Annotated in this window: 10 protein-coding genes and 2 pseudogenes; 6 read left to right on the top strand and 6 right to left on the bottom strand. The window is 64.9% G+C overall.

Annotation, left to right across the window (positions count from 1 at the left end):
* Window positions 1–251, top strand: a pseudogene (locus WBB07_RS27935) (S-(hydroxymethyl)mycothiol dehydrogenase); the annotation flags it as partial.
* Between the two features lie 22 nt (window positions 252–273).
* Here the strand turns inward: WBB07_RS27935 and WBB07_RS27930 are convergent.
* Together WBB07_RS27930 and WBB07_RS27925 are read right to left on the bottom strand one after the other, a co-directional pair.
* Complete coding sequence (locus tag WBB07_RS27930; protein ID WP_526312734.1) at window positions 274–1,233, bottom strand: antibiotic biosynthesis monooxygenase; 960 nt, start codon at window positions 1,231–1,233, stop codon at window positions 274–276.
* Between the two features lie 3 nt (window positions 1,234–1,236).
* A complete protein-coding gene (locus tag WBB07_RS27925; protein WP_526312732.1) occupies window positions 1,237–2,667 on the bottom strand; it encodes a guanine deaminase in 1,431 nt (476 codons plus the stop codon).
* Between the two features lie 156 nt (window positions 2,668–2,823).
* On the opposite strand from WBB07_RS27925, the gene WBB07_RS27920 reads away from it, so the two are divergent.
* The 3 genes from WBB07_RS27920 (at window position 2,824) to WBB07_RS27910 (ending at window position 5,898) form a co-directional block, all read left to right on the top strand.
* Entirely contained in the window at window positions 2,824–3,498 is a 675-nt protein-coding gene (locus WBB07_RS27920; protein ID WP_526312730.1) for a GAP family protein, read from the top strand.
* A gap of 303 nt (window positions 3,499–3,801) precedes the next feature.
* Window positions 3,802–4,968, top strand: coding sequence for an FAD-binding oxidoreductase (locus WBB07_RS27915; protein ID WP_526312728.1), 1,167 nt, complete (start codon window positions 3,802–3,804; stop codon window positions 4,966–4,968).
* Between the two features lie 45 nt (window positions 4,969–5,013).
* On the top strand, window positions 5,014–5,898 hold the full coding sequence (locus tag WBB07_RS27910) for an aldose 1-epimerase (protein WP_526312726.1): 885 nt from the start codon (window positions 5,014–5,016) through the stop codon (window positions 5,896–5,898).
* A 138-nt stretch (window positions 5,899–6,036) separates the two neighbouring features.
* On the opposite strand, the gene WBB07_RS27905 is transcribed toward WBB07_RS27910, so the two are convergent.
* Genes WBB07_RS27905 through dnaK form a run of 4 tightly spaced genes read right to left on the bottom strand, consistent with a single transcriptional unit; the run spans window position 6,037 to window position 10,137 of the window.
* A complete protein-coding gene (locus WBB07_RS27905; protein WP_526312724.1) occupies window positions 6,037–6,426 on the bottom strand; it encodes a heat shock protein transcriptional repressor HspR in 390 nt (129 codons plus the stop codon).
* Window positions 6,423–7,616, bottom strand: a complete 1,194-nt coding sequence (gene dnaJ / locus WBB07_RS27900) for a molecular chaperone DnaJ (protein WP_526312722.1) — start codon at window positions 7,614–7,616, stop codon at window positions 6,423–6,425. Before dnaJ ends, WBB07_RS27905 begins: the two co-directional genes overlap by 4 nt.
* Window positions 7,617–7,657: 41 nt before the next feature.
* On the bottom strand, window positions 7,658–8,272 hold the full coding sequence (grpE, locus tag WBB07_RS27895) for a nucleotide exchange factor GrpE (RefSeq protein WP_526312720.1): 615 nt from the start codon (window positions 8,270–8,272) through the stop codon (window positions 7,658–7,660).
* Window positions 8,269–10,137, bottom strand: a complete 1,869-nt coding sequence (gene dnaK / locus WBB07_RS27890; protein WP_526312718.1) for a molecular chaperone DnaK — start codon at window positions 10,135–10,137, stop codon at window positions 8,269–8,271. The genes grpE and dnaK overlap by 4 nt, the downstream gene beginning before the upstream one ends.
* Before the next feature lie 453 nt (window positions 10,138–10,590).
* Here dnaK and WBB07_RS27885 point away from each other — a divergent pair, with 453 nt between their 5' ends.
* Both WBB07_RS27885 and WBB07_RS27880 read left to right on the top strand, forming a co-directional pair.
* Window positions 10,591–12,405: an SgcJ/EcaC family oxidoreductase gene (locus WBB07_RS27885; RefSeq protein ID WP_526312716.1), complete on the top strand. Its 1,815-nt coding sequence runs from the start codon at window positions 10,591–10,593 to the stop codon at window positions 12,403–12,405.
* Window positions 12,406–12,500: 95 nt separating this feature from the next.
* Window positions 12,501–12,895 (top strand): annotated as a pseudogene (locus tag WBB07_RS27880) (tautomerase family protein).
* The last annotated feature ends 31 nt before the right edge of the window (window positions 12,896–12,926 follow it).

The following is a 12,926-nucleotide window of genomic DNA, read 5'->3' as shown; positions in this document are numbered from 1 at the left end:
GCGTCCCCACCCCCGACATGACCCTGGAGATGCCGCTGGTCGACTTCTTCTCCCGCGGCGGCTCCCTCAAATCAAGCTGGTACGGCGACTGCCTCCCCGAACGCGACTTCCCCACCCTCATCTCCCTCTACCTCCAGGGCCGCCTGCCACTGGAAAAATTCGTCTCCGAACGCATCAGCCTCGACGACATCGAAGACGCCTTCCACAAAATGCACACCGGCGAAGTCCTGCGCTCCGTGATCATCCTCTGAACAACAGCCAACGCGGGAACGCTCAGGTGTTGTAGTCCCAGAACTGCAGCCACTGCACCAGCGCGAACACCACCAAGGTGCCCCCGTAACAGGCCAGGATCGCACCGGCGCCGATCATGCTGATCCGCGTTCCGCGACCGTCCACGGGATCCAGCCATCGCCGAAATGGCCTGGTGGCCCACGGCATCAGCCACCACTGCATCAGCGACACGCTGAGTACCTGGCTGAGCCACAACGCCAACCAGGGTTCGGCGCCGTAGCGATCGAAGACCGGGCCCACAAATCGGGACAGCAACATCACCGTCGGGTAGAGCACCAGCATCACCATCATCGCCGACTTCCAGTTCGGCGTCATGAGGGTGCGGCCGTGTTCGGTGCGCACGGTCGTGGCGAACGGCGTCGTGGAGGTCAACGGCGTGAACTCCGCGGTCAAGCTGGACCGCAACGCACCGAGAGCGACCTGCCGTTCTGCTGATCGCAGCCACGCCGACAACTGTTCCGCGGTACGGAATCTCACCAACGACAGCCACTGGTCGCCGGCGTCCGGCGGGAACAGCGCGGTGCCTTCGAAGCCGGGAAGCTGTGCGCACGCGGCGTTCAGCCGCCGCTGCGTGGCCTCGAATTCCGCCTCCCGGCCAGGTGCCACCGAGTGCGCGAAGCCGTCGACGCCTTCGGGTGCCTGCCGGCCCTCGACAATCACCAGGTCGGTCGCACATCGCAGATAGCCTTCAGCAGCGCCGTCACGCAATTGCCCCACGCGCATCTTGCTGTCGAGCCAGGCGTGTGCCTGCTCCTCGGCGGCGAAAGTGACCTCAGCGGCCCAGTCCAGGCCGGGTTCGTTGTGCACCGATACCCGCGCCGACACAAATCCGGTGACGGTCCGCGCCCCGGCAAGGACACCGGTGAGCCAATGGTCGAAGCCCACTGTGTCGAGCACCGGGTGGAAGATGCTCACTGCGGTTGCCGCCCCGGTCGGCGTCATCGGTCAGCCTCGGCCCGCACCGACCCGGCGGCCCTGTACGTACACCTCGGTGATCGCCGGCTCCCGAATTCCCATGAGCAACGCAAAGAGCGTTTGATCTCGCGCCAGATCGGGTTCCGCAGAACGGATTCCGTGCCGCAGGGCGGTTGCCAACGCCGGCGCGCGCCTAGGATCGACGACCACGAAGTCGGCTTCTTTGCCTTGGTCGAAATTCCCGAACCGGTTCTCCATATCCAGGGCTCGCGCCCCGGCAAGGGTACCGAGGAACAACATTTCCGCCGGATGCATCGACACGCCATCGGCGCCGTCCTCGCTGATGTGCACCTTGAAGGCAGCCGCGAGGACCCGCGGGATCAACCATTCGTCTCCCCCACCAAAATCCGTCCCGGCCGCGATGTTGACACCGGAGGCCACGGTACGTTTCCACGGCATGGTGCCCGACCCGAGGAACAGTTGAGACACCGGACAGTGTGATACCGAGGTGCTGGTCTCTGCCATTCGTGCCAGCTCCGCATCCTGACAGTGCACACAATGGGCCAGAATGGTCCGTCGACCGAGCAGGCTCTTACCGCCCACCTCGGAACCCGGCAGGAACTTACCGTCGTAGGTGTCGAGGTAGGAGTCGACCCCATAGGTCTGCTTGGTGCTGTCCACCTCGCCGGTACCGGGACGGTTGTTCTCGTTGAGATGGCTGTGGACGTACACCCCTCGGTCGCGTACCGAATCATAAAGTTCACCAAGATTTTTCAGTGTCTCAGCAGTAACAGCCAACGAGAACCGCGGGACAATCGCCACGTGCAGCAGGGCGGTGTCGACATCGCCGGTGTCCGCGCCGTGCCACTTGTCGATCTCTTCGCAGGTCAGCCGGATGGCGTCCTCCTCGGACGTGATCAGCGTTGCGGCCGACTCCGGCCCGACGGTCTGGATGCCGCGTCCGCTCACCACCCGCAACCCGCGTCGCTGTGTCTCGCTGAACAACGCATCCTGGGCATGCGGGAACGCCGACCCGAAGACCATCGCGGCGGTGGTTCCCGCAGCGGTCCGCCGGTCGCAGAACTCTTCAGCCGCCTCCTGGGCAAAGGCGGGGTCTGCGAACCGTGATTCGGAGGGGAACACACACGAGTTCAACCACTCGAGAAGCTGACCCCCGCCGTAGGAGTCACCGGCGTACGTCTGTGGAAAATGGATATGGGTGTCGACGAAGCCGGGAAGCAGGAATCCGGGCCGATGGTCGTGCACCTGCGCCGAACCATACTCGGCGACAGCAACTTCCCGCTCACCACAGAAGACGACGGTGCCCGTCTCATCGATCACCAGGGCACCGTCCGGGATCGACTCCAAGGCCTCGGCTGCGTCGCTGACCGTGGGCGAGCCCACGATGTGGAAGATGTGACCGAGGTGGATCTGCTTCACACCGACACGGTTCGCAGTCATGAGGTGCATCCTTCCCGGCGGAACGCGCACCCAAGGGGTCTGCCCGGGGCGGATCACCGGAGACTACCCAGTTCGGGCCGTGATCGGGCTGCCAGTTGCGTGATGGGTGGACGAGCTGCTCTGGTTCTGGCCACGTCGAACCGCTAGGTTCTTGCCGTGGGTACCATCTGGAGCTCGACACTGGTCGAGCTGATTCCTCTTGCGATGGTCATCGCGTTGTCTCCGCTCTCGATCATTCCGGCGGTGTTGGTCCTGCACACGGCCCGGCCCACACCGACGGGTCTGGCGTTCCTGGCCGGGTGGGTCGGCGGCCTGGCAGCCCTGACTGTCGCGTTTGTCGGCGTCTCCGGACTGCTCGGCGGGCTGGACGGTTCCCCCCCGAGGTGGACATCCTGGATCCGGGTCGCGGTCGGCGCCGCGCTGATCGCCTTCGGTGTGTACCGGTGGCTGACACGGCACAGCAAGCCACACCAAATGCCGGGCACCCGTCACATCGCGGAAGCGAGGCCGGCCAAGGCCCTGGCGATCGGCGCTCTGCTGACCGTAGCCAACCCCAAGGTTCTGTTCATCTGCGCCGCAGCAGGTTTGGAGATCGGCACATCCGGACTGAGCATCGGCGCCGGTCTTGCTATCGCCATCACCATCTTCGTCGTGCTGGCCGCATCGACGGTGGCGCTGCCCATCCTTGCGTACGCCGCATCCGGCGATCGGCTCAATCCGCTCCTGACGCGAGTCAAGGACTGGATGGAGAAGCACAACGCCGCACTGGTTGCCGCGATCTTGATCGTGATCGGTCTGATGGTGCTGTACAAGGGCATTCACGGCCTGTAGCCGGTAGCCGCACGGCCGGTGATCTCCGGTACCAGGTTCGGCGATAGTGCGGGAGGCTCGATGGTCCTGACAGCCGCACGACAATCGGAGCCTGCCGACCAGGCCAGACGTGCCGGCGGCGACAGGGTTCTCCCCCACCCGGACCGACCACCGCAGACGCGGGAGCCACCGTCTTCAAGCTGAGCGCCCGAAGTCATCACCTCTACCAGGCGCCCCACCCACATCATGGATCGCAGCAACCGCTCAGATCTGCCTCCGGCATCGGGCAACGCCGCGGTCGGGGCAAGGCCTAAAATCACGCAAGTGGGCCTGGAAGATCGCGACGCACTTGCTGTCCTTCGCGACGCCGTCCACCCGCTGAAGAACTCCGACGCTGTGATCAGCCGCTTCTATACGACGTGGTTCGCCATCGACCGATCCGTGCGGGACATGTTCCCACCGGACATGGCCGGCCAGCGCACCATCTTCGCCCACGCTCTGGACTGGCTGCTCGGTGAGTTCATCGCCCAACGTGCCGAGGAACCCGTCGCCTTCCTGGCGCAGCTGGGGCGCGACCACCGCAAATACGGTGTGCAACCCAAGCATTACGAGACCATGGCCCACGCCCTCTATGCCACCCTGAACAGCGAGCTCGGATCGGCCTGGACACCTGCCGTCGAAGACGCCGCGCGCCAAGCCCTCAACTTGATCGGCGGCGTCATGAGCGGCGCCGCGGCCGCCGAGGAAGGTCCGCCCTGGTGGGAGGGCACCGTGGCGGAACAGCACCGCGTCTCCCGTGACCTGGCGGTGGTCCGGCTCTACCTCGACCGACCCATGGACTACCACCCCGGGCAGTATGTCAAGGTCGAAGTGCCACAGTGGCCACGCCGGTGGCGCTACCTGACACCCGCCATCCCCGCGCAACCCGACGGCGGTATCGAGTTCCACATCCGTGCCGTATCCGGTGGGATGGTCAGCACCGCCGTCGTGGAGGAAGCCCGGCCCGGCGACCGGTGGCGGCTGTCGAGCCCCCATGGTGCGCTCCAGGTGGATCGCGATGGCGGCGACGTGTTGATGGTGGCGGGCAGTACCGGGCTGGCGCCACTGCGTTCCATCATCATGGATCTGTGCAGGTTCGGCGTGAACCCGCGGGTGCACCTGTTCTTCGGCGCCCGTTACCCGTGTGAGCTCTACGACCTGCGCACGCTGTGGGAAATCGCCTCCACCAATCCCTGGTTGTCGGTCACGCCGGTCACGGAGTACAACACCGACCCGCCATGGGCGTCCGATTACCCCGACGTCCATCCTCCTCGCGGTCTGCACGTGCGCCAGAAAGGGTTGCTGCCCGATGTCGTGACGCGTTACGGCGGGTGGGGCGACCGCCAGATCCTGATCGCCGGCGGCCCCGGCATGATCACGGCCGCCCGGGCCGCGCTGATCGCCAAAGGCGCCCCGCCCGAACGGATTCAGCACGATCCGGTGAGCAGTTAGGGCCGCCGCCCCCTTACCGAACGAATGTGGGCATAAGCTCAAGCAGTGCACATCGTCACCCTTCGCGACGGATCTGTCGCGGCGCAGTTCGTCCCCGACGCCGGCATGATCGGGACCTCCCTGACCGACGACGGCGTCGAACTCCTGGGGCAGCGCCGCGGGCTCGACACCTATCTGTCGGCCGGTAAAACGATGGGCCTGCCGCTGCTCTACCCATGGGCCAACCGGCTCAGTACCACGTCCTTTGACGCCGACGGCACATCGGTCGAGGTGACCGCCGGCGCGGCGGGCGTTCGGCTGGACCCGGGCGGTCTGCCGATCCACGGCCTGCTGGCCGCACACCCGGACTGGGAGGTGCTGACCGAAACCTCCGATGAGCTGGTGGCAGCCTTCGACTTCGCCGCTCATCCCGAGCTGCTGGCCAGCTTCCCGTTCCCGCACACCGTGGAGATTTCGGTGACGCTGCGGCAACGGACCCTGACGGTGCACACCGTCGTGCGTGCCACCGGTGAGGTGGCCGTCCCGCTGTGCTTCGGATTCCATCCCTATCTGCAGATACCCGGTGTCCCCCGCGCGCATTGGCTGGTGGAGACCCCGGCGATGCGTCACCTGGCCGTCGACCACCGCGGCATCCCCGACGGATCCGCCACCATGCAAGGGGCACACCGGGAACTGCTGGGCGACAAGTCATTCGACGACGGATACGACGACGTTGCCGACGGCTCGGTGTTTTCGGTATCTGCGGGTGAGCGCCGGATCGAGGTGCGGTTCATCGAGGGCTACCCGGCCGCACAGCTCTTCGCTCCGCCGGCTGAGGACCTGATCTGTTTCGAACCCATGGCGGCGCCCACCGATGCCCTGACCCGCGGCACATACAGAACTGCGCGACCCGGGCATCCCGCGGTCGCGCAGTTCTCGATCACCATTTAAGTTGTGGCGAGCGACCGTGTTTGTACGTGACACTCCGTGTCGGGGCGTACAAACACGCTCGTTCGGCCAGGTTTGGTCAACGTCGGCTTCGGGGCCGGATGGCTCGCCTCCTCAGCCGCTCTCCGCAAGCTCCGACCGTCATCGTCGGCTTCGGGGCTGCCAGACCACCAGTGCCGTGCTCGTCGAACCCTTGCCGATGTCACGACGCTGGTTGGCGCGCAGCAGCTCGATCTCGCTCGACATCTCCGCCATCCGGGCCTGCAACGCTTCGACCTGGTTGGTGAGTTCGATGACCCTTTTGATTCCGGCGAGATTGACACCCTCGTCCTGAGAGAGGCGCTGGACCTCACGGAGCAGGTCGACATCGCGCTGCGAATAACGCCGGCCGCCGCCCGAGCTGCGTTGCGGACTGACCAGACCGAGCCGGTCGTAGGTCCGCAACGTCTGCGCGTGCATGCCGGCCAGCTCGGCGGCCACCGAGATCAGGAACGTACGGGCCGCCGCTCGCGAATCGTCGGGCTTGCTCATAGCCGGTTTCCTGACCAACCCGCCCGTGGATCGAACCCGCTGGCCCGCTCTGCAGCCGAGTAGGCCTGCAGCGCTTCGAGGGCTTCCCCTTCGAGATTGGGTGGCACCGCGACCTTCACCGTGACCAGCAGGTCACCGTGACCGCCGCTGCGCTTGGGCACTCCTCGGCCCCGTACCCGCAGGATCCGGCCGTCGGCGGTGCCTTTCGGCACCCGCACTCCGACCTTGCCCTCCAGCGTCGGCACCGAAAGCGTTGTTCCCAATGCCAATTCGTGGAAGCTCACCGGAACGGTGACCGTCAAGTCATCACCGTCACGACCGAACACCTTGTCGGGTCGGACGTGGACCGTGACGTAGAGGTCTCCGGACGGCGCACCGCGCAGTCCCGCCTCACCCTGGCCGGCCAACCGAATGCGTTGACCGTCCTCGACTCCCGGAGGAATCCGCACGTTGATGGTGCGGGTCCGAGTGGTCACGCCGGTGCCGCGGCACTCGTCGCACGGTTGCTCGATGATCGAGCCACTGCCCCGGCATTCGGTGCAGGGCTCGGAGAAACCGAACGCGCCCTGGTTACGGTTGATCACGCCGGCGCCGTTGCAGTTCGGGCATACCTTGGGGCTGGTGCCCGGACGTGCACCGCTGCCGTGGCAGTTGGTGCACGGAGCCGGGCTGGTCAGCCGCAACGGCATCGCCACGCCCTTGGTGGCCTCCAGGAAATCGAGTTCTGTCTCGGTCTCCAGGTCGTTGCCCCGCCGGGGGCGGGTCGGGCGCGGTTGTGCACCGCGCCCGAACAGCCCGCCGAACAGGTCACCGATGTTCGCACCGCCGGTCTGACCGGCAGCGTCGAACAGATCGCCGAGGTTGAACTCAGCTCCATCGGAACTGAAGCCGCCCGAGAAGCCGCCAGGAGCAGCACCGCCATCGCCGTTGAACCGCCGACCGAAACCGCCACCTGCGAACAGCCGCCGGGTCTCGTCGTACTCCTTCTTCTTGGCGTCGTCGGAGAGCACGCTGTATGCCTCCGACACCGCCTTGAACCTCTCGGTTGCAGAAGGGTTGTCGGGATTCTTGTCCGGATGCAGTTCCGAAGCCAGCTTCCGATAGGCGCGCTTGATCTCGTCCGCGCCGGCATCAGAGGAGACGCCCAATTCCTTGTAGAAGTCCTTCTCAACCCACTCTCGTTGAGCCACTGCGCGTCACCTCCTCACCTGTTTTCATTCTCGGGTTCGCCTCACTGAGATTCTGTCGCCTCATCGGCGGATCCGCCGGAGTTCTGGGCCGTGTCGGGGCCCGAACTGCCTTCCGGGGCATCGACAACCCCGACGAGCGCGTGCCGCAGCACTTGTTCGCCGAGTCGATAGCCCTGTCGCATCACCGTTCCGAGGACTGGGTTGGATCCGTCACCATCGTGCTGGACCGCCTCGTGCAGTATCGGATCGAAGACATCGCCCTCGACACCGAAAGCGGCCAGGCCCACACCGTCCAACGCCGCGGTGAGCTTGTCGGCCACCGACTTCAACGGCCCAGCTTCCAGGTCACCGTGACTACGGGCCCGGTCCAGGTCGTCGAGGATCGGCAGCAGTTGCGTCACCACTGTCGCCTTGGCGCGGTCGGCGGAGGCCTGCTGCTCCCGCATGGACCGCTTGCGGTAGTTGTCGTACTCCGCCTTGACCCGTTGCAACGTCTGCTTGAGCTCGGCCGCTTCGTCCGACGCCTCGGTGGCCGCCTCCGGCGCCGACCCGTCAGGGGCCGCGCCGGAAGCGGGTTCACGCATTTCGCCGGTGGTCGGATCGATGCGCCGTTTGTCGGTGACAGTCACCGGCTCCTGCGAATCGTTCTGGCTCACTTGCGCTCCTGGTCGTCTTCGACGACCTCGGCATCCACCACGTCGTCGTCTGAGCTCTTGCTGCTGCCCGAGCCGTCACCGTCGGCCGACTGCTCGGCCTGGGTGGCCTCGTAGATCGCCTGGCCGAGGGCCTGGCTTTCCTGGCCCAGCTTCTCCATCGCGGCCTTGATCGCCGAGATGTCGGTGCCGGCCAGAGCCGCCTTGGCTTCGGAGATGGCACCGTCGACCTTGGTCAGGGTGTCCTCGGGAACCTTGGATTCACCACCGTCGGACGCTGCGCTCCGCTGTTCGGCGACGAATTTCTCCGTCTGGTAGACCAGCGACTCGGCCTGGTTGCGGACGTCGGCCTCTTCGCGACGCTTGCGATCTTCGTCGGCGTGCGCTTCGGCATCCTTGATCATCCGGTCGATCTCGTCCTTGGAGAGGCCGGAGCCCTCCTGGATCTTGATCGTGTTCTCCTTGCCGGTGCCCTTGTCCTTGGCCGTGACATGCACGATGCCGTTGGCGTCGATGTCGAAGATGACCTCGATCTGCGGGACACCGCGCGGGGCCGGCGGGATACCGGTCAGCTCGAAGGAGCCGAGCAGCTTGTTGTGCGAAGCGATTTCACGCTCGCCCTGGAACACCTGGATCTGCACCGACGGCTGGTTGTCATCGGCCGTGGTGAAGGTCTCCGACCGCTTGGTCGGGATGGTGGTGTTGCGCTCGATCAGCTTGGTCATCACGCCGCCCTTGGTTTCGATACCAAGCGACAACGGGGTGACGTCAAGCAGCAGAACGTCTTTCACCTCACCCTTGAGCACACCGGCCTGCAGAGCGGCGCCGACGGCCACAACCTCGTCCGGGTTGACACCCTTGTTGGGCTCCTGGCCACCGGTCATCTCCTTGACCAGCTCGGAGACCGCGGGCATCCGGGTGGAACCACCGACGAGCACCACGTGGTCGATCTCGGACACCGAGATGCCGGCGTCCTTGATGACGGACTGGAACGGCTGCCGGGTGCGGTCCAGCAGATCCTGTGTGATGCGCTGGAATTCGGCCCGGGTCAGCTGCTCGTCGAGGAACAACGGGTTCTTGTCGGCGTCGACGGTGATGTAGGGCAGGTTGATCGAGGTGCTCTGGCTGGAGCTCAGCTCGATCTTTGCCTTCTCGGCCGCTTCACGCAGCCGCTGCATCGCCATCTTGTCCTTGGTCAGGTCGATGCCGCTGCTGGCCTTGAACTTGTCGACGAGCCAGGTCACGACCCGCTCGTCCCAGTCGTCGCCGCCGAGGTGGTTGTCGCCGGAGGTGGCACGGACCTCGACCACACCGTCGCCGATCTCGAGCAGCGAGACATCGAACGTGCCGCCACCGAGGTCGAAGACCAGGATGGTCTGTTCCTTCTCACCCTTGTCCAGGCCGTATGCCAGTGCAGCCGCGGTGGGCTCGTTGACGATACGCAGGACGTTGAGGCCGGCGATCTGGCCGGCATCCTTGGTGGCCTGACGCTGAGCGTCGTTGAAGTACGCCGGCACAGTGATCACCGCATCGGTGATGTCCTCACCCAGGTAGCTCTCGGCGTCACGCTTGAGCTTCATCAGCACGCGGGCGCTGATCTCCTGAGGGGTGTAGTTCTTGCCGTCGATCTCCACAGACCAATCGGTGCCAACATGCCGCTTCACCGAACGAATGGTCCGGTCGACGTTGGTCACCGCCTGGTTCTTGGCGGGCTGACCGACCAGCACCTCGCCGTTGCGCGCAAACGCGACGACGGACGGGGTGGTACGGGAGCCCTCGGAGTTCGCGACGACGACGGGGTCGCCGCCTTCGAGAACCGCCACGACGGAGTTGGTGGTCCCGAGGTCGATACCGACCGCACGAGCCATAGTGATGCCTCCTGAATAGCTTTCATTGGGGTCTGAGTGAACCGCGCTCAAGTTTGCTCCCGTTGACCGTGTCTGTCAACTCAGAGTTGAGCCTGATGCACTCAAGTTACTGTCGAAGGGATCAACCACACCCTTGCCGGATTCATTCCCGGCCCGTTGCGGGAATCCGGAGAGCTCCCAGATTTTGCCCCGACAGCCGGAAACATCCCGGCGTCCCCCTACCGCGCCGACCACAGGTCAAGTAGGAGTTTGCCACCCGCGAGGAGTGCAACAGCCTAGGTCAATCAGGTCGCCGGCCATGGTCGAGGGCAACCAACCGGACCGCCGGACTCCATGCAGTCCAAGAATCCTTATTGTCTTCACAATTTTCCCTTATTTTTCTTAAAAAGGGGTGTACGGTCCTTCCCCAGACGAGGCCAGTGCGCATCTGCGCCGGCAACGAAGGAGGCCGCGGTGGCCAAACAGGGTTCGCAGGCTGTGGTTTTGGGAGCCGGCATGGCAGGGCTGTTGGCCGCCGGGGTGCTTTCGGAGTTCTACGGATCGGTCACGGTGGTGGAGCAAGACCTGCTGCCCGATCATCCAGACCAACGCAAAGGCGTGCCGCAGGGACGCCATCTACACAACTTCGTCAGTCGCGGCACGCGAGTGATCGACGAGCTGCTGCCCGGAATCCTGGACGAGCTCGCCTACGCCGGGGCCGTGGTGGACGAGGGCCACGACTTGTCGCGGTTGTACATACGCGTGGCCGGCAACGAGCTGAAACCCAACGGCAACCTCACCGATCCAGGATCGCTGGCGGCCTATCAGGCCAGCCGCCCATTCATCGAGTTTCACCTTCGCCGCCGGATTACCGCTCTGGCCAACGTCACCGTCCTCGACAACCACGAGGTGATCGAACCTGTGCTGTCCGCCGATAGAGTCACCGGTGCACGAATCGTCAATCACGCCAACGGCGTAACAATCACCATGGACGGTGATGTAGTCGTCGACGCGACGGGTCGCACGGCGCGCACCCTCGCTTTCCTTGACCGACACGGCTTCAGTCCCCCGCCGACACATCGAGCACCCTCGACCTGGGGCTACTCCAGCCAGCTGATGCACATCGCACCGGGACGCATCCCCGAACGGATGGCGTTTGTCAGTCAAGGCAGTAGCGCCCCCGGTGCCCTGCTGGTCGCGTATGAACACGACACTTGGATGTTGTCTGTCTCCCGCCCAATCGAGTGCGGCACCCCTCCCCGCAATTTCACCGAGTTGATGGTGGAGTCTGAGCAGATCCTTCCCGCCGCGATCATGTCCGTCCTGCGCGATGCGACACCCATCGGACAGATCGCGATCTCCCGCAGCACCGCCGCGGGTTGGCGACGTTATGACCAAATGTCGAGCCCGCCGAACGGCCTCCTTGTCATCGGCGACGCGCTGTGCAACCTCAATCCTCTACACGGCCAAGGTATGACGATGGCCGCCCTGCAGGCGCATGCACTGCGTGATTGCCTACGGGCAGGCAACACCGATCTGGCGCGGCGCTTCTACCGGGCCGCTGCCGAGCACATCGAGCCGGTATGGGTGATGAATCAAACCACCGAGCGGCGACCGGCCGCCGGCACCCCGCGGACCCTACGTGGAAGGGTCCGCGCCTGGATGCAACGATCGACGTTGGCGGCCGCGACCGCCGATATCGTAGTCGCCGAACGGATTCTGCGCGTCCGCAATCTCATTGACCCACCCACCAGGCTGCACGACCCAATCCTGCTTGTCCGGATTCTGCGGACCAACCTTCGTCATCGAGGCCCGCAGCCAAACGCATTGGCCGATGACGCATCGTCGGTGAATCGGGACGACGAACAGGCGATCCTCGCGTTGATCGATCGTCAGATCACGGGCTGGGACACCGCAGATTCCGACGCCTACGCCAGTGTGTTCACTCCCGATGCGGATTACGTCACCTTCCTGGGCAGCCGACACAAAGGGCGCGCAGCGATCGCAGCGTCGTACACGCCGCTGTTCAAGAAGCTCCTGCACGGCAAGCGGTTGCGCACACAGATCTCCCAGCTGCGGTATCTGGCGCCCGATGTGGCGCTGATCCAGGCACACGCTGCCATCACGAAGCAGAGCCGCTGGTGGAATCGACGCGGCGGGCGGATCAATACCAGCATCGCGGTGCGCACCAACGACGGATGGCGGCTAGCCGCGTCGCAGAACACCACACATCGCCGATCGGCCGAAAAGATTCTGGGCATGCTGGTTTCGCGGCAATCCCACGCGTGAGGCGGGGCAGTTGCCTGCCACTCCCCTTTTGGACAGCACACCAGCGCGCCGGAATTTGAATGATCTCCGGCTGGTCGTTGTGTGAGGATGCTCCGATGCCCAGCACGGTCATTGAAGTTCGACGGTGGTATCGCGCAGATGAAGAAGTAGCGATCATCGATGCGGTTCACGAGGCACTGGTGTCCGCGTTTGAGATACCACCAGGGGATAAGCACGTCCGGCTGATCAGCCATGAACCGCACCGGGTCTCGCACGCTCCGACGTTGGCCCAGCCGGAGTTGTACACGTTTGCGGCAATCGATTGCATTGCTGGACACTCCGTACCAGCCAAGCGGAGTCTGTACCGGGAGATCGTGGACCGGCTGGCACCCTGGGCATCCCACCTGATCACGTGACCATTGACTTGCGCGAATGCGCCGTCGAGAACTGGGGGATCCGCGGGGGTCAGGCCGCCTGCGATGTCGACCTGGGTTTCAACGTCAACATATAGCCACTGTCGCGAAGCCGGCGAAGGTATCAGC

It is taken from the genome of Mycobacterium sp. (assembly GCF_049647605.1).
Lineage (GTDB): Bacteria > Actinomycetota > Actinomycetes > Mycobacteriales > Mycobacteriaceae > Mycobacterium.
This window is presented reverse-complemented; position numbering and strand designations above follow the sequence as displayed.

Excerpts from the sequence above, each read along its gene's own strand:
- WBB07_RS27925 (WP_526312732.1), bottom strand. The coding sequence starts at position 2,667 with ATGACTGCGAACCGTGTCGGTGTGAAGCAGATCCACCTCGGTCACATC.
- WBB07_RS27930 (WP_526312734.1), bottom strand. The coding sequence starts at position 1,233 with ATGACGCCGACCGGGGCGGCAACCGCAGTGAGCATCTTCCACCCGGTG.
- WBB07_RS27905 (WP_526312724.1), bottom strand. The coding sequence starts at position 6,426 with ATGAGCAAGCCCGACGATTCGCGAGCGGCGGCCCGTACGTTCCTGATC.
- dnaK (WP_526312718.1), bottom strand. The coding sequence starts at position 10,137 with ATGGCTCGTGCGGTCGGTATCGACCTCGGGACCACCAACTCCGTCGTG.